The following is a 26,592-nucleotide window of genomic DNA, read 5'->3' as shown; positions in this document are numbered from 1 at the left end:
CTGTAGGAACTATATGTGCTAATTATTTGGTTTTTTTACAAATTTGACAAGTTCAGGAAATTTAATTCTTGTTTTATCCCATTTAATATCGGCAGAATTGTAATATTTATTATTTCTCTTATAATAAATAATCGTGTCTTCTTCCTGTGTTGTTCTTCTAATAACGATAAAATCTCTATCTTTCTTAAAGTAATTTAAAGATTTATTTAAATCAAAAAATATTTTAGAATTTAAAGTGTCAGATTGAGATGCGATGAAAGTTGCATTTCTAAAATCATCTTTATAATTCAATTTAATAAAATCATAAATATTTTTATTTGAAATTTCAATTAGATCTCTTGGATCTAAATCAGCGAAGTATGGAATTGTGTCTGTATTTGGTGTTCCACAGATCATTCCTATGCCTTTATTTTGCAAATAATAAGCCGTAGAATCTGAGTTGATAATAAAAGTATTTGTTCCGTAAAACAACCAGCCAGGTATAGGTGGAGGAGGTGGAACAGTGTCATTGTTTCGTATTATTGGTTTGTTTTCTTGCGAAATTATATAGGGAATGTTTTTTTCAATTTTAGTTTCTTTCTTGGTGCAGTTCCAAAAAAGGATACAAATCATAAAACCAATAAAAATTCTCATCATAAAAATCAGATTTAAAATAAAGATATAAAAAATCCCAAGAAGCAATTTCTTGGGATTTCTATTTTAAGTAGTTTTAAAACTATCTAATATCATTATTTTGAATCAAATCGATATATAAGTTGATCTTATCTTTCAATTCTTTTCTAGGCGTGATAAAGTCCAAGAAACCGTGCTCTAAAAGAAACTCAGCAGTTTGGAAACCTTCTGGTAAATCTTTTCCTGTAGTGTCACGAACAACACGAGGACCAGCAAAACCAATCAAAGCGCCTGGCTCAGAGATGTTGATATCTCCTAACATTGCGTAAGATGCAGTTGTTCCTCCAGTTGTTGGATCTGTACAAAGAGAGATATAAGGTAATTTAGCTTCAGCTAATTGAGCTAGTTTTACGGATGTTTTTGCTAATTGCATTAAAGAATAAGCAGCTTCCATCATACGAGCTCCACCAGATTTAGAAATCATTACAAAAGGAAGTTTGTTTTTGATGGCGTGATCAATTCCTCTTGCGATTTTCTCACCTACAACTGCTCCCATAGATCCACCGATAAAAGCAAAATCCATACAGCAGATTACAAGTTCTCTTCCTTTAGATTTTCCTACTCCCGTACGTACAGCGTCTTTAAGATGAGTTTTTTCCATTACATCTTTCAATCTGTCTGCATATTTTTTTGTATCCACAAAGTGCAGAGGGTCTTTAGAAGTCATGTTTTTGTCTAACTCAACAAATTCGTTGTTGTCGAATAAAATTTCAAAATAGGTTGCGCTTCCAATTCGAACATGAAAATCATCTTCAGGGCTAACGAATAAATTTCTCGCTAATTCGTCAGCATCAATAATTTTTCCAGTAGGAGATTTGTACCACAATCCTTTCGGAACGTCCATCTTATCTTCTGTCGCGGTCGTAATCCCTTTTTCTTGTCTTTTAAACCAAGCCATATTTTTAATTGATAATTGATAATTGACAATTGATAAGATTAATTATCAATTGTCAATTGTTAATTGTTAATTACAACGTATTTACGTTATTCAAATCAGCAAAAGCTTGTTCAAGTCTTGCGTTGAATGTTACTTCACTTTCACGTACCCATCTTCTTGGGTCATAATATTTTTTGTTTGGAGCATCTGGACCTTCTGGATTTCCAATTTGAGATTTCAAATAGTCAAGGTTTTTAACCATGTAATCACGGATTCCTTCAGTATATGCAAATTGTAAATCTGTATCGATGTTCATTTTGATAACTCCGTAGCTAATTCCTTCTCTGATTTCTTCAAGTGTAGAACCTGAACCTCCGTGGAAAACGAAATCAACTGGATTGTGTCCTGTGTTGAATTTGTTTTGTACGAAATCTTGAGAATTTTTTAAGATTTTTGGAGTTAATTTTACGTTTCCTGGTTTGTAAACACCGTGAACGTTTCCGAAAGCAGCAGCAATAGTAAATTTAGGGCTTACTTTAGATAATTCTTCGTAAGCGTAAGCTACTTCTTCTGGCTGAGTGTATAATTTTGAGCTGTCAACATCAGAGTTATCAACACCATCTTCTTCACCACCTGTAATACCAAGTTCGATTTCTAATGTCATACCCATTTTGCTCATTCTAGCTAAGTATTCTTTACAGATCTCGATGTTTTCTTCGATTGGCTCCTCAGACAAATCGATCATGTGAGAGCTGAATAATGGTTTTCCTGTTTCTGCAAAATGTTTTTCAGAAGCATCTAATAAACCATCAATCCAAGGTAAAAGTTTTTTTGCACAGTGGTCAGTATGTAAGATTACAGTTGCACCGTAAGCTTCTGCCAAAGTATGAATATGTTTTGCTCCTGCGATTCCTCCCGCGATTGCTGCTTTTTCACCTGCATTAGATAATCCTTTTCCAGCGTTGAATTGTGCTCCACCGTTAGAAAATTGAATGATAACTGGCGCGTTAAGTTTCGCTGCAGTTTCAAGAACTCCATTAATTGTGCTTGATCCAGTAACGTTTACTGCTGGAAGAGCAAAACCCTTCTCTTTCGCATAATTAAAGATCTCTTGTACTTGATCTCCTGTAGCTACTCCTGGTTTAATGTTGTGTGCCATTTTAATTTTTTTTATAGTTGTTTTTAGTTTTTAGGTTGCAAAAATAAGAATTAATTAGCATTAGAAAGGATAATTTATACCAAAATTTAAAACTGAATGCCCAAAATTGTATTCTTTAAACCATCGGTCTCCCTTCTCATGTGCTGGATTATAAGTCTTAAAGCCTAAATCTAAACGAATCACAAAAAAGCTTAAATCGTATCTTAAACCGAATCCTGTACCTAAAGCAATTTCAGCTAAATCGTTTAAGTTGTCGAATCTTGCTTTCGGATCTATGACATTATCGAGCACATTCCAGATATTTCCGGCGTCTGCAAAGAATGCTCCTTTAACATCTCCGAAAACTTTGAAGCGGAATTCGGCACTCGCCGCAATTTTCATATTGGCCTCATTAAAGTCGTTTACTGCATTGGTGCTTCCAGGTCCTAAAGCGTAAGGCTGCCAAGCACGGTTGTCATTGGAACCTCCGCCATAATAACTTCGTGAAAACGGAATATAGTTTGAATTTCCAAACGGAATTGCAATTCCAAAGAAGCTTCTAACTGCTAAAACTTTCTCTTTCCCAAAATCCCAGTGTTTAATATAGTCAAATTCAGTTTTTATATACTCTGAATATTCAAGATTAAAAATCTCGTAATTTCCTTTTGCGTTTTTTTGAAGATTTCCGACTTCAGAAATTAATGATAATAATGTTCCAGCAGATTCAATTTTGGTTCTAAATTGATAGAAATTATTATCTGCTAGATCTTTTTTGGTTGTTTTGGTAAAAGAAAAACTTGTTGCTAGAATAAAATCATTTTCGGTCAAACGAACTCTTCTTTCCTCAATACTTTCAACTTCTTGATATTGCGAGTTGTCTGGAGTTAAAGCTGTTTTTCCTGTCAATACATCATTTGTAAATCCTGTAGTCCCTTTTGGAATTGTAAGATTTTTTCTAGCTTGTTCCTCTGGTGTCTCTCCCCAGTTGCTAAGGGTTTGATTGTAATCTTTCCCGATAAAATTCAAATCATCGTAAGAAGAAGTATATACATTAAAATAATTGTCTGGATTTAAGTTACGGACAAACTGTGCATTTAGCAACTCAAATTTTGCTGTATTATGACGTTTTGGTGTCCAGTTGTATGAGATACCACCTGTGAAATTTTCTTTATCCAAACCAATATTTCGCTGTTTCGAAAAACCAGATGTTATAGAGGTGTAGGGAATCATACTCTTGGGAATAATCTTTTCTGTTCCAAACGGGAGTAGAATTCTAGGAAAATTCAATTTCATATCCAAACCATACTCAGAGACATTAAAGAAATTATTGTTCGGATTTGCCATGTCTCTGGATGATCCAACGTTTAAACGCGCTGAAATTTCTAAAGTTTCTGCACGGTTAAATACATTTCGAATAGTTTCAGAAACACTGGCTCCAATCCCGAAATCCTGAATGTTAGAATGCGTTACGTCAAGAGTGGCTCCAAAACTGTATTTTTTTCTCGGAGTCAAATAAACATTGGCAATAAGAGATTGCGCTGTAGAATCTCTTTTGTCTACTTCGTATTGAATTGATGGATAGTTGAAAATCCTTAAATTATTTAAATATCGAGAAGAAAGGGTAGTTCTGAAATCGGCAAAAGTACTTCCTTTCGTAATGAAAATAGCATCGGTAATAGCGCGTGGTTTGTATTTTAAAGTCTTGTAGCTGTATAAATTAAAATTATTATACGTTACACTGTCTGTTGGTTTTTTCTTGGCATTTGCAGCAGAATAATCTGTGTAAATGTTTACGTCGCTAATTTTATACAATTTAAAAGGTTCTGTGCGGCTAGAATCTCTCTCTTGAATTGTATTGTTGTTTATAATTAAAGTTACATCGGCTTTGGCTTTTTTACCAATCGTGTCAATGTCAAAAGTTACATAAGTAGGCTGAAAATAGTAGGCGCCGTGATTTCTAAAGTATGTTGTAATACGATTTTTTTCTTCTTCAAAATCTGTGGTTTTGTATTGATTACCAGATTTTAATAGCGAAGGCTCATTATTAGTTCTGTATAATGAGTCCAGTGCAGGAGTCATTATTTTAGTTTTAATAGTATCTAATTTGTAAGCTGGCCCTGTAGTGATGTTATAATTAATTGCGGCTCTTTTTGTTCCGACTGTATCAATAGTGTAATCTGTTTTAACATTAAAATAGCCACTATTAAAATAATAGTATTTTAAGCGTAGTAATGATTTTTTAGTTTTAGAAGTATCTATTATTACTGGTGGTTCTCCAGTGTTTTTTAGAAATTCATGAATTCCTTTATAATAGAAAGATTGTCCAAGACGATCTACTTGTTTTGCTGAGAATATTTTTGACATACGCTCATACTTTCCTGGATTGTTTTTAAATTTGGCCTGATAAGTAGAATCTGGATTTAAATTGGCTAAATTGTACAGGTTTAATCGAAGCTTGTAACCCAATAATTTACCATTTGGTTTTTGGTACATTTGATTAGAAGCTGTTTCATCGTTTGTCGATTTTCCGTTAACTAGAATATTATTTTTTACAAGAAGGTTTTTTCCATCAGGAACTCTTTTTACGGCATTACAAGCGCAAATTAATATTGCAATTAGAAGAAATGCTATTATTTTTGTGGAATTCTTTTTCAAGTGTTTTTTAATATTTAATTCAAAAGTACATTATTTTATGGTTAGTAAAAACCAAATAAAGCTTATCTCAGGCTTACATCAAAAAAAGCAGCGTTTTGCCAATCAATTATTTTTTGCTGAAGGAGTAAAAGTAATTCAAGAATTGCTGCAATCCAATTTTGAATTAGAACATTTATACACCACATTAAATGATTTTGAAACAGTTCACGCTTCAAAACGTACTCTTATTAATGATCAAGAACTGAAAAAAATAAGTGCTTTGTCGACTCCAAATTCTTGTTTGGCGGTTTTTAAAATTCCAGCCGAAAAGAAAATAGTCGATTCGGGTTTAATTTTAGCCTTAGACGATATTAGAGATCCTGGAAATCTAGGAACTATTTTACGTCTGTGTGATTGGTTTGGTATTAAGCAGATTGTCTGTTCTAAAGAAACAGTAGATATTTATAATCCGAAAGTGGTACAAGCTACAATGGGGTCTATTACCAGAGTAAATGTAAGCTATGTTGATTTAAAACTTTTTCTTGCTCAAACTAAACTGCCAGTTTTTGGAACTTTTATGGACGGAGAAAATATTTATCAATCCAAATTACCTCAGAGTGGCATCATTATTATGGGTAATGAAGCTAATGGTATTTCAGAAGAAATTGAAAAAATCATAACCAACCGTCTCACAATTCCTAGATTTGGAGAGCTTCAAAAAACCGAAAGTTTAAATGTAGCTACTGCAACCGCAATTATTCTTAGTGAATTTAAACGAAATAGTTGATATTTTGTTTTAATGAAAAGTGAAATTTATTAAAATCGCTCTAGATTTCATTGAATCGATGTTTCCTGTCCAAGGGCTGTCTGGAGTATTGTCTCTAATAAGTTCGTCGGTTATGCCAAACATTCCTCTAACAGAAGGAGAGAAGATAAAGTATTCAGTGAAAATATCAATTCCTAAACCTAATTCATAGGCCGCAGTCCATTGTTTTACTCTAAATTTCTGCTCAAAGTTATCGTCTTGAGATTTTGCGTTACTTGATAAATTTAAAGTTGTAGACATACCGCCAACTAAGTACGGGCGTATGTTTCCTGTACGTTTTGCAGAAAACTTCAATAATAACGGGAAGTGAATGTATGTACTATTTACTTCTCTTAAATAATCACTTTCGGTGTTTCCAATACCAGGAAAAAAAAGATCACGTTTAGTATAGTACAAACCTGGTTCAAAACGAAGATTGATATATTCCTGAAGTCTTAAATCGGCCACAACGCCCACATTAAACCCAGTAGTTTTTTTAACCTGAATATAGTTTTCTCCCGGAGGAGTTTTGTAATCAAATTTAAAGTCAAAACTATTAAAGCCTAAATAATAGCCAAAGTAAATACGCTGTTTCTGCCAGTTTTCAAGATTAATGATAGGATCTTTGCTAAACATATTTTTAGCAAATTGCGAATGTCCTTTTGTCGTTAAGACCAATAAAAATAAGATTACAATTTTTTTCATACTATTTTTTAGATGCAGAATAAATTGTTGCGACACCAAAAGTTTGAGGCATTGCCACAACATCTATAAACCCAGTTTTTCTTAAAATATTGTTTAAGGCTTCTCCATAAGGAAAAGCGGCGGCTGATTCAGATAAATAGCCATACGCATCATTATCTTTAGAGAATAATTTTCCGATTAACGGAAGTATATTTTTGCTGTAAAAATTGTATCCTTGTTTATAAGGAAATTTATCTGGAACAGAAGTTTCTAAAATAACAAAAATTCCGTTTGGTTTTAAAACCCTTAAGATTTCTCCAAAACCTTTTTCTAGGTTTTCAAAATTTCTTACACCAAAACCAACTGTAATAGCATCAAAATAATTGTCTTCAAAAGGCATGTTTTCAGAATCTCCTAAAACGAGTTCGATAACATTCGAAAGTTTTTTTTCTTCTACTTTCTTTTTTCCTACTTCCAGCATTCCGGCAGAAATATCAAGACCAATAATTTTTTCGGCATTAGTTTGTGAAAGTAAAATGGCTAAATCACCAGTTCCTGTTGCAATATCAAGAATAACTTTTGGTTTTTTGTCTGATACTAATTTTAATACTTTTTTACGCCATTTAATGTCAATTCCAAAAGAGATTACGCGATTCAAATTATCGTAATTCCCAGAAATGGTGTCGAACATTTGGGTTACTTGCTCTTTTTTACCTAAAGAAGAGTCTTTATACGGAGTTATTTTTTCAGACATTTTTTTTATTTAGGCAAATATAAACAATCTAGTTTAACTGTAATTGAGTTTTTTAATTTGTAAAATAAATGTTTAGCCAGATTTATTTTAAAGCAGATTTTGCTATCCCTAAATCTAGGTATTTTGGTAAAATCCCTAAATCTTGGTATTGTCTAATAGCGCTATTATGAGCAACTTTGTTTAAGTAAAAATGATTAAAGTTTTAATGATTGATAATGTCGCTATGACTTAAACAGATGATTGCTTTTTTTGCGCTGGCAATTCATTTGTTCATGAAAGAGTCTTGTAAAGTATTGTTCTTGGGGGGAAATACTAATATTAAGTGCAAAATACGTTCTTAGGATTAAATTTGTTTTTGGAAATTTTAATTTTCTGCCTTTAATATCTTAGTGGTATTTGTTATTAAAGGCGTTTGAGATTTAGGTCTCAAATAACATTAAATGTTATTCAGTTTTACAAATGTTTCTCGACATTTGTTATTTTTTAAACAAAATTCTTCTTGAGCGAGTTAGGCTTCAAAAATCAATTATTTAAAAACATCCTCCCTAAAAAGAGGATGTTTTTTATTTATTTTCTAATGTAAGTTTCATAAGTATAGTCATAAAGATGTTTCTCATCTTTGTGATTTTCTTCAGATTCTACCAAAATCCACTCGCTTTTATTGATTTTAGGAAAAAAAGCATCTGCTTCAAAAGAATGATGAACTTTGGTTAATTCTATAATATCAGTAAATGGAAGAGCAAGATTGTAAATTTCGCCACCGCCAATAACATAACTATCATCGTTTTCTGGGCATAAAGCAATTGCTTTTTCAATGCTGTCTACGACAATGCATCCTTCTGGTTTATAATTTTCTTGACGAGAAATTACAATATGGACACGATCTGGCAACGGTTTTGGAAAGCTTTCAAAAGTTTTCCTTCCCATAATAATATGATGACCAGTGGTAAGCGATTTAAATCTTTTAAAATCATTTGGAAGATGCCATACTAATTCGTTGTTTTTTCCAAGCGCATTATTTTCGGCTGCAGCCGCTATCATTATAATCATGGTATGCTTAACTAAATTTTATTTTCATTCTCTTCATTAATAGAAGATTCAAGCTGGCTAATTCTTTTTTGCTGTAAAGCAACTAATCGGTCAATTTGCTCTCTTTCCCATTTTTTATTCATAAAACGGTCTGTTATATACACTTTTATAAAATGCAGAATAAAAAGGAAAAGCCAGATTGTAATTCCCCAAATACACCAGTTTTGGGTTGTGCCCTCTCCAAAACCAAAAAACTTGTTAGCAATAAATAAAAATAAACTTCCTAGAAGGAAAAGAACAAAATGAAAATATAGGATTTTTTTTTGTCTTAATCGTCGTCTAGCGTATTCGTATTGTTCGTGCACTTCTTTTTCCATAAGATAAAAATGAGATTATAAAGTTAAAATTTATTTTGGAAAGACAATATTTTGGTTGTGGAATATTTGTTTTTTAATGATCTAAGAATTTGAATAACAAAATTTTAACCGCTTTAAATTGCCGATAAAGCGAAAAAAATATACTGTTTTTAATATTATCATAAATCGGTTCTGGTAGTAGTAAGTGTTTCGTTGAATTTAATTAATTTTAGATGTATAAATCTAAAAACGAAATAGTTATGTCTTTGAAAAAACAATTTATCAAAACGAAGCCGGTTGTTAAAGTTACATTTTCAATAGATGCCAAAGATGCTGATTCGGCAGCGGTGGTTGGAGATTTTAATAATTGGAATGCCTCAGAAGGAGCTTTGAGCAAGTTGAAAAACGGAACGTTTAAAGCAACTTACGATTTGGTGAAAGATGCGATTTACGAATTTAAGTATGTAATTGACGGAATTTATGTTAACGATCCTGAAGCCGATTTTTACAAATGGAATGACTATGCCGGAAGTGAAAATGGGGTTTTAGTTGTATAAAAAAATCCGCTTAAATTTTTAAGCGGATTTTTTTATAATTATACAGCAACACTTCCTTTTATGGCTGGATGCGGATCGTAATCTACTAGTGTAAAATCATTAAAATCAAAATCAAAAATGTTTTTAATCTCTGGATTTAAAATCATTTTTGGTAATGGTTTTGGTTCACGCGTTAATTGCAATTCCAATTGCTCAAAATGATTATTGTAAATATGTGCGTCGCCAAACGTGTGAATAAATTCGCCTGGTTCTAAATCACATACTTGTGCGATCATCATTGTCAACAATGCATAAGAAGCAATGTTAAAAGGAACTCCTAAAAAGATATCGGCACTTCTCTGATACAATTGGCAAGATAATTTTCCTTTTGTTTCTCCTTTTTCAAGATCTGGACTTGCTACGTAAAATTGGAAAAAAGCATGGCAAGGAGGTAGTGCTGCTTTGTTATTTGCAACATTCTCTTCAAAAGATTTTTTAGTGTCTGGCAAAACAGATGGGTTCCATGCAGAAACCAGCATTCTTCGGCTGTTTGGGTTTGTTTTTAATTCCGTAATCAATTCCGAAATCTGATCAATTTCTTCACTATTCCAATTTCTCCACTGATGACCATAAACAGGGCCTAAATCACCATTAGAATCTGCCCATTCGTCCCAAATTTTCACTCCGTTTTCCTGAAGATACTTAATGTTTGTATCTCCTTTCAAGAACCAAAGCAATTCGTAAATGATAGATTTTAAATGAAGTTTTTTTGTTGTAACCATTGGAAAACCCTCACTTAAATCAAAACGCATTTGGTAACCAAAAACGCTTTTAGTTCCAGTTCCGGTTCTGTCTCCTTTTTGATTGCCGTTTTCTAAAACGTGTTTTACTAAATCTAAGTATTGTTTCATTTTTGCTTTAAGCTTTAGGCTTTAAGCTTTAGGCTTTTTTCCTAATGCTTAAAATTTGTTTTTTTATGATTATGCTTTAAGCTTACAGCCTAAAGCTTACGGCTTGTAGCCTTAAATTATCTTCTAGAAATTTCGTCTCTAATTTTTGCTGCTTTTTCGTAATCTTCCTGAGAAACGGCTTGATCTAAAAGCTCGTTTAGTTCTTGTAAACTATGTTTTGCGTAAACATCTCCAGATTGGTTGCTTTCCTCTTCATGTCCAAAAGTTTCAGGATTAGAAAGAACATCATCAATTTCTTGAGCACCAGAATCTGTTTCGGCAGTATTTGATTTTAGATAAATTCCTGCTTTATCTAAAATATTTTTATAAGTAAAAATAGGAGCGTTGAAACGTAGTGCTAAGGCAATGGCATCAGAAGTTCTAGCATCTATAATCTCTTCGATTTTATCTCTTTCGCAGATTAAGCTAGAATAAAAAACACCATCAACTAATTTGTGGATAATGACTTGTTTTACCACAATGTCAAATCTTTCAGCAAAATTTTTGAATAAATCGTGTGTTAACGGACGCGGCGGTTTTATTTCTTTCTCTAAAGCAATAGCGATTGACTGGGCTTCAAAAGCACCAATAACAATAGGTAATTTTCTTTCGCCATCGACTTCATTCAAAATTAAGGCATAGGCGCCATTTTGAGTTTGACTGTATGAAATTCCTTTTATGGATAATTTTACTAGACTCATATATGTTTGTAAAAAAGGCACTTAGCACCTTATTTTAATACTGTTTTGGTTTAAAAAATAAAGCTGCAATTTTAATCAAAAAATATGGAACAAAAAAGCTGCCTATAAACAAAGATACAACATCTTGTTTTTAGGCAGCAATATTTTTAAAGAGAATTCTTTGTATTAAGAATGCTGAGCTTTAAAAGCTTTTAATTTCTCTGTTAATTGTGGTACGATTTCAAAAGCATCCCCAACTACACCATAATCAGCCACTTTAAAGAAAGGAGCTTCAGGATCGTTGTTGATCACTACTTTTACTTTAGAAGAGTTAATACCTGCAATGTGCTGGATAGCTCCAGAAATACCGATAGCAATATATAAGTTTGTTGCAACTGGTTTTCCTGTTTGCCCAACGTGTTCGCTATGAGGCCTCCATCCTAAATCTGAAACTGGTTTAGAACAAGCTGTTGCAGCACCTAGAACAGCGGCAAGATCTTCTACTAATCCCCAGTTTTCAGGGCCTTTTAATCCACGTCCGCCAGAAACTACGATATCTGCGTCAGCGATAGAAACTTTTCCAGATACTTTCTCTACAGATTCAACTTTTACTCCAAAGTCATTGTCTCCAATTGTTGGATTGAAATCTTCTGCTGCAGCCGCTCCTGCGCTTTCAAAAAGACCATAAGAGTTTTTAGCTAAACCAAGAACTTTTACGTCTGTACTGATTTCTGTAATATTGAAAGCTTTGTTTGAGAAAGCATTTCTTTTAACTTGGAAAGGAGAAGTGCTAACTGGCAATCCAACTACATTTGAAGCGAAACCAGCATTTAAAGCTACCGCAACTAGTGGAGAAAGGTAAATACTGTCTGTTGTAGAAGAAAGCAATAATACTTTTGTTCCTTCTTTCTCAGCAGCTTGTTTGATAACATCAGCGTAAGCTTTTGCATTAAAACCAGCTAATTTATCATTGCTTACTTTTAAAACTTTATCAACTCCGTATTTGCCTAATTCGCTCACATCGCTGATGTTTACAGTTAAAGCTGTAACAGTTGTTCCTAATGATTCAGCTACTTTTTTAGCATAAGAAGCTAATTCAAAAGCTACTTTTTTAAATTTTCCTTCTGCAGATTCTGCATATATTAATATTGACATGATGTTTTTGTTTTGAGGTTTAAAGTTTCAGGTTTCAAGTTTCAAGTTTGAAAACTGAACACTAAAAACTGATTACTAGATTACTTTCGCTTCGTTGTGTAATAAATTGATTAACTCATCTAAATTATCTGCAGAAACTAATTTTACTGCTGATTTTGGAGCTGGTTTTTCAAATTTCACTGCTTTTGTATTAACAGCTGCATCAACTGGCTCAAGGATAGTTAAAGCTTTTGTTCTTGCAGTCATAATTCCTCTCATGTTCGGAATACGTAAATCTTTTTCCTCAACAAGACCTTTTTGACCTCCAATAATTAATGGAAGAGTAGTGCTTACAGTTTCTTTTCCACCGTCAATTTCACGAACTGCTTTTACGTTATTTCCGTCAACAGTTAAGCTTGTGCAAGAATTTAAGAAGTTAGAACCTAAAATTCCTGCGATCATTCCAGGAACCATTCCTCCGTTATAATCTAAAGATTCTTTTCCGGCTATTACAAGATCATAACCTCCGTTTTTAATAACTTCTGCTAATTGCTTGGCAACAAAAAATCCGTCAGTTGGATTTGCATTCACACGAATTGCTTCGTTTGCACCAATTGCTAATGCTTTACGCAAAGTTGGTTCAGTATCAGGACCTCCAACGTTTACAACCGTTACATTTGCACCTTGTTGCTCTTGAAACCAGATAGCGCGTGTAAGCCCGAATTCGTCGTTAGGGTTAATTACATATTGTACTCCATTAGTGTCAAATTCTGAGTCACCGTTGGTAAAGTTAATTTTTGAAGTAGTATCAGGCACATGGCTGATGCAAACTAGTATTTTCATAAGTATATATTTTGAATTTATAATATGCTTTTACAAATTTAGAATTTAATTTGGAATAACTATACTATGCATGCATAATATTTTTTAAAACTATTACGATTTCGCAGATTGTTCAGTTTTGAATGATTTTCATCGGAATCTAAAAATAAAATAATACTCATTTTGTCTGATTGTTAGGAATTTTGCAATAACTGATAGTTGAGGAGCAGATTAATTTTTGTCTGAGAAATACTAATTTTTGGTTTTTTACGTTATGATGAGTGAATTTGAAGAAACAAGAATTAAACAAATGCATAAAAGTTTGTCTAAAAAATATTTTGAGAGAGATTTAAGTGTGAATTGCACGTTATTATATCGATTTCGTTAATATCACAATAAAGTTTAAAAAGTTAAAACCTGAGAACAGATAGAAGTTCATTCGATTTTAAATTCAATTTATGCTTTTAAGTTATTTAAAATATTTATTTTTGCTCTTCAGAAAATTCAACATACAATATAAAATATGAGAACAATACAATTTAGAGAGGCCATTTGTGAAGCGATGAGCGAAGAAATGCGTCGCGATGAATCCATATATTTAATGGGAGAAGAGGTTGCAGAATACAATGGAGCTTACAAAGCCTCTAAAGGAATGCTTGCTGAGTTTGGTGAAAAAAGAGTAATCGATACTCCAATTGCTGAGCTTGGATTTTCAGGAATTGCAGTAGGTTCTGCAATGAATGGAAACCGCCCTATTGTAGAATATATGACATTCAACTTCTGTTTAGTTGGTATTGATCAAATTATAAATAACGCTGCTAAAATGCGTCAAATGACAGGAGGACAGTTTAATGTGCCTATCGTTTTCCGCGGACCAACAGCTTCTGCTGGTCAATTAGGAGCTACTCACTCACAAGCTTTAGAAAACTGGTTTGCTAATACTCCAGGTCTTAAAGTTGTTGTTCCTTCAACTCCTTACGATGCAAAAGGACTTTTAAAATCTGCTATCCGTGATAACGATCCAGTTATTTTCATGGAATCTGAGCAGATGTACGGAGACAAAGGTGAAGTGCCAGATGGAGAATATACAATTCCTCTAGGTGTTGCTGATGTTAAACGTGAAGGAACAGATGTAACGATTGTTTCATTCGGAAAAATTATCAAAGAAGCTTTTATCGCTGCTGATGAATTAGCAAAAGAAGGAATCTCTTGTGAGATTATCGATTTAAGAACAGTTCGTCCAATGGACAAAGATGCGATCTTAAAATCGGTTAAAAAAACAAACCGCTTAGTAATTCTTGAGGAAGCTTGGCCAGTTGCCAGCCTTTCTTCTGAAATCTCTTATATCGTTCAAGAACAAGCATTCGACTTCCTTGATGCGCCAATTCAACGTATTACAACAGCAGATACTCCAGCACCGTATTCTCCAGTATTGCTTAAAGACTGGTTGCCAAATGCAGGTGATGTAGTAAAAGCAGTTAAAAAAGTATTGTACAAATAATACAAATACATAATACTCATAAAACTTCATCAGACAACATGGATTGGTGAAGTTTTTTTTTACTTTATAATGAACAAATTAACTCTACTTCTCTTATATATTGTATTTGCATTTGCGAATGTTGTTACTGCACAAACTAAAGTGAGTGGAGTTGTTTTGGACAAATCGAATCAGCCAATACCATTTGCAAATGTAGTTTTTAAGGGTTCTAATATCGGAATCGTTTCCAATGAGGATGGGCGTTTTTATCTAGAATCGCCAAATACCTATACGGCACTTTTGGTTACTTCAGCAGGATTTTCAGATAAAGAAGTTCCTTTAGACAAAGCAGTTAATTATAATTTTAAAATTGTTTTGTTTGAAGAGCAAGTGCTTAACGAAGTTGTGATTTATACGGGTAAAACTTCCAAAAAAAATAATCCGGCATTGGATATTTTGAGAAAAATATGGGAAAGAAAACGTAAAAACGGATTATACCTATTTAATCAGTATCAAATGCAGAAGTATGAAAAAGTGGAATTTGACATGAACACTATTGATAGTGCCTTCATGAAGAATAAGCTTTTTAAAGGAATGGAGTTTATCTTTAATCACGTTGATACTTCAGATGTTACCGGAAAAACCTATTTGCCAATTTTTATCAACGAATCGGTCTATGATGTTTACGGAGATAATAAATTAAAAAAGGTAAAGGAAAATCTTACCGGAAATAAAATGTCTGGATTCAATGGAAATCAGCAGATTTTATCTTTTGTTAAAGACCTTTATTCGGACTATAATATTTACGACAATCATCTGAAATTCTTTGATAAGAGTTTTACGAGTCCGCTTTCAAGAACAGGAATCGATGTTTACAATTATGTTTTAAAAGACAGTGCTTATATCGATAAGAAATGGTGTTATAATATTGTTTTTTATCCTAGACGTAAAAACGAATTGACTTTTAAGGGAGATTTTTGGGTAAACGATACCACTTTTGCGATCAAGAAAATTAATATGGGTGTGACAAAAAGCGCCAATATTAACTGGGTAAAAGACATTTATATTGAACAGGAATTTGAAGTAGAAAACGACTCCGTTTTCCTTTTGACACGTGATTACATGATGTCTGATTTTGCTTTAAATAAAAAAGAAAAATCAAAAGGAGTTTATGGTAAAAGAACAACTTTATACCGTAATCATAAATTCAATATTCAGAAGCCAGAGAAATTTTATAAAGAAGAAGTTAATTTTATAGATAATGCCGTTTATGAACGACCGCCTGAGTTTTGGGAAGAAAATCGTTTTGAAAAGCTAAATAAGGATGAACAGGGTATTTATAAAATGCTCGATACACTACAAACTGTTAAGCGATTTAAGCAGCTGTATAATCTGGTCTCGATATTAGGAAGTGGCTACATTGAATTTAAAAATTTCGATTACGGACCTATATTTTCAACTTTTGGATATAACGAAGTCGAAGGTTTGAGATTGAGAGTAGGAGGAAGAACCTATTTTGGACCGAATGATCCATGGCGTATTCAGGCCTATACAGCTTACGGATTTGATGATAATAAATTCAAATACGGGGTTTCTGGAAAATGGATGGTTGACAAGAAAAACCGAGTTATCATCTCTGGAGGAAACAGACGAGATATTGAACAGATTGGTGCCAGTTTAACGACTACGAATGACGTTTTAGGGCGAAGTTTTGCCTCTTCGGCCCTGTTTACGACTGGAAGCAACGGGAAACTGACCAATATTAATTTGAGTAATGTTTCTGTAGAAATGGAGCCTAAAAAGAATTTTATTGTCTCGGCAGGACTTTCATATCGAACATTAGAGTCGGCATCGAAGACCTTTAGTTTGGACTATTATACAACTTTACCAACTGCAGCAAATCCAGCAGGAGTTGTTGAAAGTATGGTAAAACAATCTGAGGCCAATATTCAGTTTGAGTTTATGCCAAACAGAAAAACGATTGGTTATGGTGTAGAAAGGAGTTTGGTTGATAGTCCTTTTAGCCATTTCTTCGTTAATTTCAGTTACGGATTAAAAGGAGTTTTTGATAGTGATTTTGCATATGAGAAAATTCAGGTTTTCTATAGACAGCCGATCATTATTGGGCCTTTAGGAAGAACAAATATTACAATCGAAACAGGAAAAACTTTTGGTACAATTCCGTTAGGTTTGATGAGCGTAATTCCAGGTAACCAAACTTACTTTACAATCGAAAATACATTCAGTAACTTGAATTTCTATGAATTCGTTACAGATCAATATACAACCTTGCAGTGGAATCATGATTTTGGTGGAAGATTGTTTGCTAGAATTCCATTCATGAGAAAACTGAACTGGAGAGAGTTTATCGGAATTAGAGCCGTTCATGGAACTATTTCTGATGCCAATCGTGCTATTAATGCTTCCGGATTACCGTATAACGCTCCTGAAAAAGTATACTGGGAATATAATGCAGGAATTGGAAATATTTTTAAAGTATTCCGTCTTGATTTTTCTTGGAGAGGAAATTATCTAGATATGCCAGACGCGCACAAATTTGCAATTAAAGGATCTTTCGGGTTTTATTTTTAATTGTATTTTAGAGGCAAAGGTTTAAAGTTACAGAGTCGCAAAGGTTTTAAAAATCTTTGCGATTTTTTTTGTTGTATAAAATTTGCGTGAAAAAAAACTTAGCAACTTGGCGTCTTTGCGAGAACTAATTTCATTTTTCTTATTTTTGATTTACTTTCGAAATTCAAAACCATGCAAGAAGCCATCGATTTTTTAATCAATAAAAATCCAATATTTCTAGAAATTATTGAAAAATACGGATTGCCTCCAATTCCGAGACGTCCGCCTGGATTTGAAACTTTGGTTTTATTAATTCTAGAGCAGCAGGTTTCTATAGACTCGGCGAAAGCCACATTTTTTAAAATCAAAGCTTACAAAACTTGCAATCCCGAAAATATGGCTGTTTTGACTGATGAGGAATTTAGAAATTTTGGGGTAAGTCGCCAGAAAACTAAATACATTAAGATTTTAGCGGAAGCGGTTTTAAACAAAGAATTAGATATTGAAAGTTTAGCTTTAAAACCAGCAAAACAAGTTCGTGAAGAGCTCATTAAACTAAAAGGAATCGGCAATTGGACAATTGATATTTATCTGATGTTTTGTTTGGAAGAACCCGATTTAATTCCGCTTGGCGATATAGCAGTAATAAATACGATCAAAGAATTGCTGGATATTCATGACAAACAAGAAATGGAAATTCACGCAGAACAGTGGAGTCCGTATCGTTCTTATGCGACCTATTTGCTATGGCATTATTACCTTAAGAAAAGAAATCGAACAATTACCTATTAAATGCTTGTTTTTTAAACTTTAATGCACATAATTTAACCTTGTTTTTTATTGTAAAACTAGATTCTTTAGTTATTTTTGCAACCGAAATTATAGAAACAATAAAAAACGAAAATGACCGCAGACAAATTAACGACTTTCGATGTGTTAATCGAAATACCACGAGGAAGCAGAAATAAATACGAGTACGATTTTGAAATTAAAAGAATGCGTTTTGACAGAATGTTATTCTCTTCAATGATGTACCCAGCTGATTACGGATTTATTCCAGAAACTTTAGCTTTAGACGGTGATCCTCTTGACGTATTAGTTTTGGTAAACGAACCAACTTTCCCTGGATGTGTTATGGAAGTGAAGCCAATTGGTGTATTCCACATGGCAGATGATAAAGGACCAGACGAGAAAATTATTTGCGTACCAGTTTCAGATCCAATCTGGAATTCATTAAATGATCTTTCAGATATTAATCCTCACTTAGTAAAAGAAATCGAGCACTTTTTCCAAGTTTACAAAGATCTTGAAAACAAAAAAGTAGATGTAGAAGGATGGGGAGACGTAAAAGAGGCTTACGACATTATCGCTGAGTGTACAAAACGTTTTGATGACATTGAAAATAAACCAGAGGGATTATTTAGCATTAAATAATTTTAACCTTATTCTATTATAAAAAAAGCAATACTACCGTCAGGAGTATTGCTTTTTTGTTTAAATTCGTTTCAGTTAGATTGTTGACTATTAACCAAAACCATTAATATATTATGAATGCATTTATGATTTACCTGCCAATTATAATGGCAGTTTTAGGATTACTTTTCATGGGAATAAAAAGGACTTGGGTTTTAAAACAAGACGCTGGAGACGGTAAGATGAAAGAGATTTCAGATTATATCTACGAAGGAGCCTTAGCCTTTCTAAAAGCCGAATACAAACTATTAACCATCTTCGTAATTATTGCCAGTCTAGCTTTGGCAGGAATTACTTTTATTCCTGGAGTAAAAACACATTTATTAATCGTAATAGCATTTATTTTTGGTGCATTTTTCTCTGCTTTAGCGGGAAATATGGGAATGAAAATAGCGACTAAAACAAACGTCAGAACTACTCAGGCAGCCCGTACAAGTTTACCGCAAGCTCTAAAAGTTTCTTTTGGCGGTGGAACTGTAATGGGATTAGGCGTTGCTGGATTAGCCGTTTTAGGTTTGACATCATTTTTTATAATTTTCTTTCATTTATTCTCTGGTGGAGTTTGGAAAGATACCGATACAATGACAGTTGTTTTAGAGACATTAGCTGGATTTTCGCTTGGTGCAGAATCAATTGCTTTGTTTGCCAGAGTTGGAGGTGGAATCTACACAAAAGCAGCCGATGTTGGAGCTGATTTAGTTGGTAAAGTTGAAGCTGGAATTCCAGAAGATGATCCGCGTAATCCTGCTACAATTGCAGATAACGTAGGAGATAACGTAGGAGACGTTGCAGGTATGGGTGCCGATTTATTTGGTTCTTATGTAGCAACTGTGTTGGCGGCAATGGTTCTTGGAAACTATGTAATAAAAGATATGGGAGGAAGTATCAATGACGCTTTTGGCGGAATTGGACCAATTTTACTTCCAATGGCAATTGCCGGTTTCGGAATTTTATTTTCAATTATCGGAACAACTTTAGTAAAAATATCAGATGACAATGCTAAAGAAGCGCAAGTACAGAAAGCATTAAATATAGGGAACTGGGTTTCTATTGTTTTAACAGCTGTGGCTTGTTTTTTCTTAGTACAGCACATGCTTCCTGAAACAATGCAAATGACTTTCTTTGGAGAAGGTTCTAAAGCGATTTCATCAATGCGTGTTTTCTATGCTACATTGGTCGGATTAGTTGTAGGTGGTGCTATTTCATCAGTAACAGAATATTATACAGGATTAGGAACAAAACCAGTTATGGCAATTGTTCAAAAATCATCTACAGGAGCGGGAACAAACGTAATTGCAGGTTTGGCAACTGGAATGATTTCCACTTTCCCAACCGTATTATTGTTCGCGGTGGCAATTTGGATTTCGTACGCTTTAGCAGGATTCTACGGAGTAGCTTTAGCAGCTTCTGCAATGATGGCTACAACAGCAATGCAATTGGCGATCGATGCTTTCGGACCAATTTCTGATAACGCTGGTGGAATCGCCGAAATGAGCGAATTACCAAAAGAAGTTCGTACTAGAACAGATATTTTAGATTCAGTTGGAAACACAACTGCAGCAACAGGAAAAGGATTTGCAATTGCTTCTGCGGCTTTAACTTCATTGGCTTTGTTTGCAGCATATGTAACTTTTACAGGAATCGACGGAATCAATATTTTTAAAGCTCCAGTTTTAGCGATGTTATTTGTTGGTGGAATGATTCCTGTGGTCTTCTCAGCTTTAGCAATGAATTCTGTTGGAAAGGCGGCAATGGATATGGTGTACGAAGTGCGTCGCCAGTTTAAAGAAATTGCTGGAATTATGGAAGGAACAGGAAAACCAGAATACGGAAAATGTGTTGAAATTTCTACAAAAGCAGCTTTGCGCGAAATGATGCTTCCAGGAGTTTTAACGATTGGTTTCCCAATTTTAATTGTTCTTTTAGGAAAACTAGTTTACTCAGACAACAATCAGTTAATTGCTGAAATGTTAGGAGGATATATGGCAGGAGTTACTGTTTCTGGAGTTCTTTGGGCAGTTTTTCAAAACAATGCTGGAGGAGCTTGGGATAACGCTAAAAAGTCTTTTGAAGCAGGAGTTATGATCAATGGCGAAATGACTTATAAAGGTTCTGATGCGCACAAAGCCGCAGTTACTGGAGATACAGTTGGAGATCCGTTTAAAGATACTTCTGGACCATCAATGAATATTTTAATTAAATTAACTTGCTTGATTGGATTGGTAATTGCTCCAATTTTAGGCGAAGGTCACGCACCATCAGACATTGCAGGAAAAGCTTCTTGCTGTGCTAAAACAGAAATGCATGCAGGAATGTCTAAATGTGGCGATATGTCTGGAATGACAAAAGAAGAATGTATTAAAATGTGTAAAGAAAAAGGTTGTTCTGAGGAAGAAACAGCTAAATGTCTGGCTCATTTTGATGTAAATGGAAAATATCAAAAGACGGATTGTTTTGATACTAGCAAATATGAGAAACAATCGGTTCGTGTTGAAGTAAAAAATATAAACGGTAAAACTACTGGAACTGTTACTAAAACAGTAGATGGAAAAACAACAACCGAAGTTTTTGAAGGAACTGAAGAAGAAGTTCTGGCAAAAGTTGAAGCTGCGAAATAACAACTTTGACAAGTTTCTTAAAATAGAAAAAGCCTCTAAAAATATTTTTAGAGGCTTTTATATTCTGTAACAATTCGTTTTTAGAACAATCCGTTCAATTCTGCATCAATTCTATTAATGATGTCTCCTAAATCTTCAGGATTATCAACAAAATTAATATTGTCAACATCGATAATTAGTAACTTTCCTTTTGTGTAAGTCTGAATCCAAGCTTCGTATCTTTCGTTCAAACGACTCAAATAATCAATAGAAATAGAATTTTCATACTCGCGTCCGCGTTTGTGGATTTGACCAACAAGATTAGGAATTGAACTTCTCAAATAAATCAACAAATCGGGAGCTTTAACCAAAGATTCCATCAATTCGAACAAAGATGTGTAATTTTCAAAATCACGACTTGTCATTAATCCCATTGCGTATAAGTTGGGAGCAAAAATATGTGCATCTTCGTAAATCGTTCTGTCCTGAATAATCTTTTTTCCGCTTTCGCGAATTTGCTGCACTTGACGAAAACGGCTATTAAGGAAATAAATCTGAAGATTAAATGACCAACGTTCCATCTGATGGTAAAAATCATCCAGATAAGGATTGTCGACTACATCTTCATAATGAGGTTCCCATTTGAAATGTTTTGCCAATAATTTGGTCAGAGTAGTCTTTCCTGCGCCTATGTTTCCTGCTATTGCTATGTGCATTACGGTGTTACGATTTTATAATTTGATATATCTGTAGCTGTAAAAATAGATAAAATTTGGTCTTTGTAATAAAAATTGTCAAAGGTTTTTTCCAAAACTTTGATTTCAGAAATTACTTCGGGATTCAATTTATTCATTCCTTTAAAATACAATAAATTATCTTTACAGAAAAGATATTGCGAAGAATTGACAATAGTGATTCTATCAAAATCAGTTATCTTTCCTAGCGATGTGATCTTCCCAAAAATATCAGAAGAATACCAGTTGTTTTTCTTATCAATCCAATAAAAAGTATTAAAATCGGTTTGGTAATATTGAATGACTTCTGTCAGCGGAATTGAAATCGTTTTGTATTCGTTTTTTAAATAATCAAATAGACCAATCTGTTGGTTTAAAGTGTTATAAATCCATAACTGATTTTGCGTAGACATTCCGATGGCGCTCACTACAATTGGAGTTGCGTTTTGAGAAAAATTAATTTCTGTCATTTTATTTAGTTGATTGTCTAATAAAACAACACTATTGAAGTCTTCATAAAAAAGTACAATTTTTAACGGATTTTGAAGATCGACTTTCGTGATTTTTCCCAAAGAAACATTCTTATACTCGAAGATTTCTTTGCCTTTCGTTTTACTAAAAACATTATTCGTAATCTGATAAGAATATCCAAACGAATCATATCCTAAAAATATATCAGAAGTATTTTTATACTGTGAGATTAAAGTTGGAGTTATGATCAAATCCTGAGCTGAAAGCGCCTGAAAAGTGCAGAAAAGAAATAGGAAGAATAAAGTTTTTTGCACCGTTTTACACATTAGCGATTATTTTACAAGAGTACCAAATTACAAAAAACTCTCCTTAGAAATTCAATTTTAAGTTTTAAACCTTTTTAAAATCTAATAGTCTAAAAAATAAGCGGTTCTGTCTATGCGTTAATACCATTAATATATTTAGTTTTTCGAATTTTAAAATAAATAATACATTTGAATGTAAGTTTTATCGGATTTGCTCACTTTAAAGAAAATGAAATGAAAAAGATATTTTTTTATATGATTATAATGCTTGTTTCTACTCAAATTCAGGCGCAAAAAGATTTTCAGGGAATGGCCGTTTACGAGTCAAAAACACAAGCGCCAAAGTTTGAAGGAATGCGTGGAAATAGAGATATTACGCCAGAAATGCAGAAAAACATGGAGGAACGTATGAAAAAAATGCTCGAAAAAACATTCATTTTAAATTTTGATAAAGCAGCATCAATTTACAAAGAAGAAGAAAAACTAGAAACACCAGGCCAGCAAGGTGGTTTTCGCATGATGTTTGGCTCGCTTACAGGTGGAGGAGGCACATTTTATAAAGATGTAAAAGCAAAAACGTATACTGTTGATAAAGAATTTATGGGCAAAGAATTTCTTGTAGTCGATTCGCTGCCAAAGCTAAACTGGAAATTAGAACAAGAAACCAAACAAATTGGCGGGTACAATTGTTATAAGGCGACAGTAGTAAAACAAGCAAGTAAAACCGATTTTAGAAACTTTAGGCCTAAAAACAACGGCGAAAAGAAAGAAGAAGTTAAAAAGACTTCGGACGGTACGAAAACCAATTTTGCCGATAATTTTGAAATACCAAAAGAGATTGTCGTAACAGCTTGGTATACACCAGAAATCCCAATAAATCAAGGACCAGAAAACTATTGGGGACTTCCAGGATTAATCTTGGAAATCAATGATGGAACTACGACAATTTTATGTTCAAAAATTGTTTTGAACTCAAAAGACAAAGTAGAAATTAAACCTTCTAAAAAAGGAAAAGTAATTTCTCAGAAAGAATATGATGAAACGGTAATAAAAAAAATGGAAGAATTTAGAGAGATGAATCGTGGCAGAGCCGGTGGACCACCACCTCCAATGGGAAGGTAATGTTTGTAAAATACCAATTCTTTAAAATCCAAAACTCAAACTTTCAATATTCTTATCATGAATAAGATCCTTTTTGTATTCGCCTTGCTTTTTACTTCTATTTCCTTTTCGCAAAGTATCCGTTTTGATGGTTTAATTCAGGATGAAAAAAAGAATCCGTTAGAAATGGCCAATATAATGGCTATTAATAATGGCACAAAAGCAATGGATTCTTACGGAATAACCAATGATAAAGGAAAGTTTCAGCTGACATTAAAACCAAATACGGCTTATACTATAAAAGTGAGTTATTTGGGAATGAAATCTAAAGAAATTGCAGTATCGACTAAAACTGAAAATATGAGTCAGAATATTTTTTTAGATGGTACTGGAATAGAATTGGAAGGCGTTGAAATTGTTCGCGAAATGCCCGTTTCCATAAAAGGAGACACAATTGTTTATAATGCTGATTCTTTTAAATCGGGAACAGAAAAAAAGCTTGAAGATGTCTTAAAGAAGCTGCCAGGAGTTGAGGTAAATGCTGATGGAGAAATTGAAGTGGAAGGAAAAAAAGTCAGTAAATTGATGGTGGAAGGAAAAGACTTTTTTGACGGAGACACCAAATTGGGCGTCAAAAATATCCCCGCCGATGCGATTGATAAAGTTCAAGTTTTACGAAACTATAATGAAATAAGTCAGCTAAAAGGTCTAGAAAACGATCAGGAAAATGTAGCAATGAACATCAAACTAAAAGAAGGGAAAAAGAACTTTTGGTTTGGAGATGTAACTGCAGGAATTGGCGTTGCAGAATTGGATAGCAGATACATTATTAATCCTAAATTGTTTTATTATAGTCCGAAATACAGCATTAATTTAATCACCAATTTTAATAATATTGGCGAATTACCTCTTACTGCACAAGATTATTTTAAGTTTACTGGTGGGTTTAAGAACGTCATGAAAAAGGGAGGAAGTAGTTTTAATGTTTCTTCGAATGATTTAGGAATTTCACTGCTTAGAAATAATCGGGCAAAGGAAATTGAAACAAAATTTGGAGCGACAAACTTTGCTTATTCCATTAACAAAGCTTGGAATATAAGTGGTTTCGGAATTCTTTCAACTTCAAAAACAGATTTAGAGACTAAATCTCAAACTACGATTTTGGATTCTGGAGATCAGCAGAAACGTGATGAAATGACGCATCAAAAGAATAATTTGGGACTTTTTAAATTAAGTTCAACTTACAAACCAAATGATAAATTTCAGTTTGATTATGATATCTTAACCAAATTATCAAAACAGAATGAAGATACAGATTTGCTTCGTGAATCTATTGTTAGTGATGTTTCTGCGGTAGAAACTATTTTAACTCAAAAAAAGCAAGATCCAACTTCTATAAATCAGAATCTAAGTTTATATTATACACAGAGCAGTAAAAATATTTTTGCTTTTGAAATGCAGCATCTATATCAAGATGAAAATCCGTTTTATAATGCCAATTTAAGAACACAGCCTTTTGATTTATCGGGTTATATTTCTGGGCAAAATCGTAATGATTTAAATCAGGATCGTTTTGTAAAAACCAATAAAATCGATGCAAAACTGGATTACTATTATATGGTGACACCAAAAAGCAATATTAATGTTACTTTTGGAAATACCTATTCTTATCAGAATTTTAATTCTCATATTTTCCAAATGTTAGATAATGGGGATCGAAATGATCTTAATGATACGGAAAACAATAATGATGTAGATTATAGATTTAATGATGCCTTTTTAGGTTTTCATTATAAAATTCTAACAGGAAAATTTACGTTTACGCCAGGAGTAAGCCTTCATACGTATCAAATGACAAATGGCCAATTGGGGAACGATTATTCTCAGAATTTTGTAAAAGTACTTCCAGATTTCTTTGCTTTATATCAAATCAAAAAATCAGAAACTTTGACTTATAATTTCTCTCTGACTAATGATTTTACAGATATCAATCAGCTGGCGGCGGGTTATGTTTTGTCAGATTACAGTAGTTTATTCCGCGGAAACCGTTTTTTAGAAAATGCTACTTCACAAGTGCATTCGTTGCGCTACTTTAAGTATAATATGTTCAATTTTGAGAATATATTTGCCAACGCAACATACACGAAAAAGGTAGACGCCATTAAAACAAAAGCCGATTTTGACGGAATTAATCAGTCTTCGGTTCCTTATAATTCCAATTTAGCAGACGAAACTTTTTCGGGAATGGGAACTTATGGACGTTCTTTCTTGAAAAACTACAAAGCATCAGCAAGTGCAAGTCTTAATTGGTCAAAATTCAACAACATTCAAAACGAAAAATTAGCAACTACAGAGAGTTTTGTGCAAAGCTATACTGTTAAAGCTTCAACAAATTATAAAAAACTGCCTAATATAGAGTTTGGCTATAATCTCTTGGTTAACAAGTACAGCGGCTCTACTTTTTATACCGATAAACCATTTGCAAGATTAGACTATTATTTCTTAGACAGTTTTTCTTTTGTTTCAGAGTATGAATTCTATCATTATTACAACGGAAATAAAACTGTAGATAACGAATATGATTTTTTAAGCGCCAGTTTAATTTATCAAAAAAATAACAGCAAATGGGAGTATAAAGTGTCTGCAACCAACTTGTTAAACACGAGATATCTTAACGATGATAGCTTTTCGCAATTTTCGACGCGAGTATCGCAATACACCGTGCAGCCTCGTTACATTATATTTTCAATGAAATATAATTTGTAGTATTTTAACTGCAAAAATTATGA

The 26,592-nt window shown here is 33.3% G+C and carries 23 protein-coding genes; 9 read left to right on the top strand and 14 right to left on the bottom strand.

The features are described 5' to 3' along the window. Positions 1–18 precede the first annotated feature (18 nt). From AAYQ05_RS15940 to tamL, 4 genes are all read right to left on the bottom strand, one after another. Positions 19–636, bottom strand: a complete 618-nt coding sequence (locus AAYQ05_RS15940; protein ID WP_343544390.1) for a hypothetical protein — start codon at positions 634–636, stop codon at positions 19–21. 79 nt (positions 637–715) lie between these two features. Continuing rightward, complete coding sequence (gene accD / locus AAYQ05_RS15935) at positions 716–1,570, bottom strand: acetyl-CoA carboxylase, carboxyltransferase subunit beta (RefSeq protein WP_111367748.1); 855 nt, start codon at positions 1,568–1,570, stop codon at positions 716–718. Between the two features lie 70 nt (positions 1,571–1,640). Then, positions 1,641–2,708: a class II fructose-bisphosphate aldolase gene (gene fbaA, locus AAYQ05_RS15930; protein ID WP_012023542.1), complete on the bottom strand. Its 1,068-nt coding sequence runs from the start codon at positions 2,706–2,708 to the stop codon at positions 1,641–1,643. Positions 2,709–2,768: 60 nt separating this feature from the next. Then, positions 2,769–5,342 carry a translocation and assembly module lipoprotein TamL gene (tamL, locus tag AAYQ05_RS15925; RefSeq protein ID WP_343544389.1) on the bottom strand — a complete coding sequence of 858 codons (2,574 nt, stop codon included), beginning with the start codon at positions 5,340–5,342 and terminating at the stop codon, positions 2,769–2,771. Between the two features lie 37 nt (positions 5,343–5,379). Here tamL and AAYQ05_RS15920 point away from each other — a divergent pair, with 37 nt between their 5' ends. Then, positions 5,380–6,108: an RNA methyltransferase gene (locus tag AAYQ05_RS15920; protein ID WP_281634697.1), complete on the top strand. Its 729-nt coding sequence runs from the start codon at positions 5,380–5,382 to the stop codon at positions 6,106–6,108. A gap of 9 nt (positions 6,109–6,117) precedes the next feature. On the opposite strand, the gene porT is transcribed toward AAYQ05_RS15920, so the two are convergent. The 4 genes from porT to AAYQ05_RS15900 form a co-directional block, all read right to left on the bottom strand. Next, positions 6,118–6,831, bottom strand: coding sequence for a type IX secretion/gliding motility protein PorT/SprT (porT, locus tag AAYQ05_RS15915; RefSeq protein ID WP_281634698.1), 714 nt, complete (start codon positions 6,829–6,831; stop codon positions 6,118–6,120). A gap of 1 nt (position 6,832) precedes the next feature. Further along, entirely contained in the window at positions 6,833–7,564 is a 732-nt protein-coding gene (ubiE, locus tag AAYQ05_RS15910; protein WP_281634699.1) for a bifunctional demethylmenaquinone methyltransferase/2-methoxy-6-polyprenyl-1,4-benzoquinol methylase UbiE, read from the bottom strand. Between the two features lie 567 nt (positions 7,565–8,131). Continuing rightward, positions 8,132–8,614 (bottom strand): dihydrofolate reductase, encoded by a 483-nt coding sequence (locus AAYQ05_RS15905; protein WP_343544388.1) that lies wholly within the window; start codon positions 8,612–8,614, stop codon positions 8,132–8,134. Positions 8,615–8,625: 11 nt separating this feature from the next. Next, positions 8,626–8,970 carry a 2TM domain-containing protein gene (locus AAYQ05_RS15900; protein WP_281634701.1) on the bottom strand — a complete coding sequence of 115 codons (345 nt, stop codon included), beginning with the start codon at positions 8,968–8,970 and terminating at the stop codon, positions 8,626–8,628. A gap of 239 nt (positions 8,971–9,209) precedes the next feature. Here AAYQ05_RS15900 and AAYQ05_RS15895 point away from each other — a divergent pair, with 239 nt between their 5' ends. After that, positions 9,210–9,506, top strand: a complete 297-nt coding sequence (locus AAYQ05_RS15895; RefSeq protein WP_177211108.1) for an isoamylase early set domain-containing protein — start codon at positions 9,210–9,212, stop codon at positions 9,504–9,506. Between the two features lie 38 nt (positions 9,507–9,544). Here AAYQ05_RS15895 and AAYQ05_RS15890 read toward each other — a convergent pair whose 3' ends face one another. The 4 genes from AAYQ05_RS15890 to AAYQ05_RS15875 all read right to left on the bottom strand — a co-directional run bounded on the left by AAYQ05_RS15890 (position 9,545) and on the right by AAYQ05_RS15875 (position 13,092). Further along, complete coding sequence (locus AAYQ05_RS15890) at positions 9,545–10,396, bottom strand: thymidylate synthase (RefSeq protein ID WP_343544387.1); 852 nt, start codon at positions 10,394–10,396, stop codon at positions 9,545–9,547. A 116-nt stretch (positions 10,397–10,512) separates the two neighbouring features. After that, positions 10,513–11,136: a bifunctional nuclease family protein gene (locus AAYQ05_RS15885; protein ID WP_008466556.1), complete on the bottom strand. Its 624-nt coding sequence runs from the start codon at positions 11,134–11,136 to the stop codon at positions 10,513–10,515. A 165-nt stretch (positions 11,137–11,301) separates the two neighbouring features. Continuing rightward, on the bottom strand, positions 11,302–12,270 hold the full coding sequence (locus AAYQ05_RS15880; protein WP_343544386.1) for an electron transfer flavoprotein subunit alpha/FixB family protein: 969 nt from the start codon (positions 12,268–12,270) through the stop codon (positions 11,302–11,304). A gap of 75 nt (positions 12,271–12,345) precedes the next feature. Further along, positions 12,346–13,092, bottom strand: a complete 747-nt coding sequence (locus AAYQ05_RS15875; protein ID WP_095928090.1) for an electron transfer flavoprotein subunit beta/FixA family protein — start codon at positions 13,090–13,092, stop codon at positions 12,346–12,348. Positions 13,093–13,594: 502 nt separating this feature from the next. Between AAYQ05_RS15875 and AAYQ05_RS15870 the strand changes: the two genes are divergently transcribed. The 5 genes from AAYQ05_RS15870 (at position 13,595) to AAYQ05_RS15850 (ending at position 21,213) form a co-directional block, all read left to right on the top strand. Next, complete coding sequence (locus AAYQ05_RS15870; RefSeq protein ID WP_008466560.1) at positions 13,595–14,572, top strand: pyruvate dehydrogenase complex E1 component subunit beta; 978 nt, start codon at positions 13,595–13,597, stop codon at positions 14,570–14,572. A 69-nt stretch (positions 14,573–14,641) separates the two neighbouring features. Beyond that, the gene (locus tag AAYQ05_RS15865) at positions 14,642–17,143 is read left to right on the top strand and encodes a DUF5686 and carboxypeptidase-like regulatory domain-containing protein (protein ID WP_343544385.1); all 2,502 of its coding nucleotides are present in this window, start codon (positions 14,642–14,644) and stop codon (positions 17,141–17,143) included. 171 nt (positions 17,144–17,314) lie between these two features. Further along, positions 17,315–17,914, top strand: coding sequence for a DNA-3-methyladenine glycosylase family protein (locus AAYQ05_RS15860; RefSeq protein ID WP_343544384.1), 600 nt, complete (start codon positions 17,315–17,317; stop codon positions 17,912–17,914). A 111-nt stretch (positions 17,915–18,025) separates the two neighbouring features. Further along, positions 18,026–18,556, top strand: a complete 531-nt coding sequence (locus AAYQ05_RS15855) for an inorganic diphosphatase (protein ID WP_281634707.1) — start codon at positions 18,026–18,028, stop codon at positions 18,554–18,556. Between the two features lie 113 nt (positions 18,557–18,669). Continuing rightward, positions 18,670–21,213 carry a sodium-translocating pyrophosphatase gene (locus tag AAYQ05_RS15850; protein WP_343544383.1) on the top strand — a complete coding sequence of 848 codons (2,544 nt, stop codon included), beginning with the start codon at positions 18,670–18,672 and terminating at the stop codon, positions 21,211–21,213. 80 nt (positions 21,214–21,293) lie between these two features. On the opposite strand, the gene AAYQ05_RS15845 is transcribed toward AAYQ05_RS15850, so the two are convergent. Both AAYQ05_RS15845 and AAYQ05_RS15840 read right to left on the bottom strand, forming a co-directional pair. Continuing rightward, entirely contained in the window at positions 21,294–21,908 is a 615-nt protein-coding gene (locus AAYQ05_RS15845; protein WP_129746158.1) for a deoxynucleoside kinase, read from the bottom strand. Then, a complete protein-coding gene (locus tag AAYQ05_RS15840; protein WP_343544382.1) occupies positions 21,908–22,723 on the bottom strand; it encodes a hypothetical protein in 816 nt (271 codons plus the stop codon). The genes AAYQ05_RS15845 and AAYQ05_RS15840 overlap by 1 nt, the downstream gene beginning before the upstream one ends. A gap of 213 nt (positions 22,724–22,936) precedes the next feature. Between AAYQ05_RS15840 and AAYQ05_RS15835 the strand changes: the two genes are divergently transcribed. Next, positions 22,937–23,824 (top strand): GLPGLI family protein, encoded by an 888-nt coding sequence (locus AAYQ05_RS15835; RefSeq protein ID WP_343544381.1) that lies wholly within the window; start codon positions 22,937–22,939, stop codon positions 23,822–23,824. Between the two features lie 57 nt (positions 23,825–23,881). Continuing rightward, positions 23,882–26,569, top strand: a complete 2,688-nt coding sequence (locus AAYQ05_RS15830) for a carboxypeptidase-like regulatory domain-containing protein (protein WP_343544380.1) — start codon at positions 23,882–23,884, stop codon at positions 26,567–26,569. Positions 26,570–26,592: the final 23 nt, after the last annotated feature.

The sequence above is a fragment of the Flavobacterium movens genome (genome assembly GCF_039581425.1).
GTDB lineage: Bacteria > Bacteroidota > Bacteroidia > Flavobacteriales > Flavobacteriaceae > Flavobacterium > Flavobacterium luteolum.
This window is presented reverse-complemented; position numbering and strand designations above follow the sequence as displayed.

Excerpts from the sequence above, each read along its gene's own strand:
- AAYQ05_RS15880 (WP_343544386.1), bottom strand. The coding sequence starts at position 12,270 with ATGTCAATATTAATATATGCAGAATCTGCAGAAGGAAAATTTAAAAAA.
- AAYQ05_RS15900 (WP_281634701.1), bottom strand. The coding sequence starts at position 8,970 with ATGGAAAAAGAAGTGCACGAACAATACGAATACGCTAGACGACGATTA.
- AAYQ05_RS15940 (WP_343544390.1), bottom strand. The coding sequence starts at position 636 with ATGATGAGAATTTTTATTGGTTTTATGATTTGTATCCTTTTTTGGAAC.
- AAYQ05_RS15890 (WP_343544387.1), bottom strand. The coding sequence starts at position 10,396 with ATGAAACAATACTTAGATTTAGTAAAACACGTTTTAGAAAACGGCAAT.
- AAYQ05_RS15895 (WP_177211108.1), top strand. The coding sequence starts at position 9,210 with ATGTCTTTGAAAAAACAATTTATCAAAACGAAGCCGGTTGTTAAAGTT.
- AAYQ05_RS15830 (WP_343544380.1), top strand. The coding sequence starts at position 23,882 with ATGAATAAGATCCTTTTTGTATTCGCCTTGCTTTTTACTTCTATTTCC.
- porT (WP_281634698.1), bottom strand. The coding sequence starts at position 6,831 with ATGAAAAAAATTGTAATCTTATTTTTATTGGTCTTAACGACAAAAGGA.
- AAYQ05_RS15920 (WP_281634697.1), top strand. The coding sequence starts at position 5,380 with ATGGTTAGTAAAAACCAAATAAAGCTTATCTCAGGCTTACATCAAAAA.
- AAYQ05_RS15835 (WP_343544381.1), top strand. The coding sequence starts at position 22,937 with ATGAAAAAGATATTTTTTTATATGATTATAATGCTTGTTTCTACTCAA.
- AAYQ05_RS15845 (WP_129746158.1), bottom strand. The coding sequence starts at position 21,908 with ATGCACATAGCAATAGCAGGAAACATAGGCGCAGGAAAGACTACTCTG.
- AAYQ05_RS15840 (WP_343544382.1), bottom strand. The coding sequence starts at position 22,723 with ATGTGTAAAACGGTGCAAAAAACTTTATTCTTCCTATTTCTTTTCTGC.
- AAYQ05_RS15905 (WP_343544388.1), bottom strand. The coding sequence starts at position 8,614 with ATGATTATAATGATAGCGGCTGCAGCCGAAAATAATGCGCTTGGAAAA.
- ubiE (WP_281634699.1), bottom strand. The coding sequence starts at position 7,564 with ATGTCTGAAAAAATAACTCCGTATAAAGACTCTTCTTTAGGTAAAAAA.
- AAYQ05_RS15885 (WP_008466556.1), bottom strand. The coding sequence starts at position 11,136 with ATGAGTCTAGTAAAATTATCCATAAAAGGAATTTCATACAGTCAAACT.
- AAYQ05_RS15860 (WP_343544384.1), top strand. The coding sequence starts at position 17,315 with ATGCAAGAAGCCATCGATTTTTTAATCAATAAAAATCCAATATTTCTA.
- AAYQ05_RS15850 (WP_343544383.1), top strand. The coding sequence starts at position 18,670 with ATGAATGCATTTATGATTTACCTGCCAATTATAATGGCAGTTTTAGGA.
- AAYQ05_RS15855 (WP_281634707.1), top strand. The coding sequence starts at position 18,026 with ATGACCGCAGACAAATTAACGACTTTCGATGTGTTAATCGAAATACCA.
- fbaA (WP_012023542.1), bottom strand. The coding sequence starts at position 2,708 with ATGGCACACAACATTAAACCAGGAGTAGCTACAGGAGATCAAGTACAA.
- AAYQ05_RS15875 (WP_095928090.1), bottom strand. The coding sequence starts at position 13,092 with ATGAAAATACTAGTTTGCATCAGCCATGTGCCTGATACTACTTCAAAA.
- AAYQ05_RS15865 (WP_343544385.1), top strand. The coding sequence starts at position 14,642 with ATGAACAAATTAACTCTACTTCTCTTATATATTGTATTTGCATTTGCG.
- AAYQ05_RS15870 (WP_008466560.1), top strand. The coding sequence starts at position 13,595 with ATGAGAACAATACAATTTAGAGAGGCCATTTGTGAAGCGATGAGCGAA.
- accD (WP_111367748.1), bottom strand. The coding sequence starts at position 1,570 with ATGGCTTGGTTTAAAAGACAAGAAAAAGGGATTACGACCGCGACAGAA.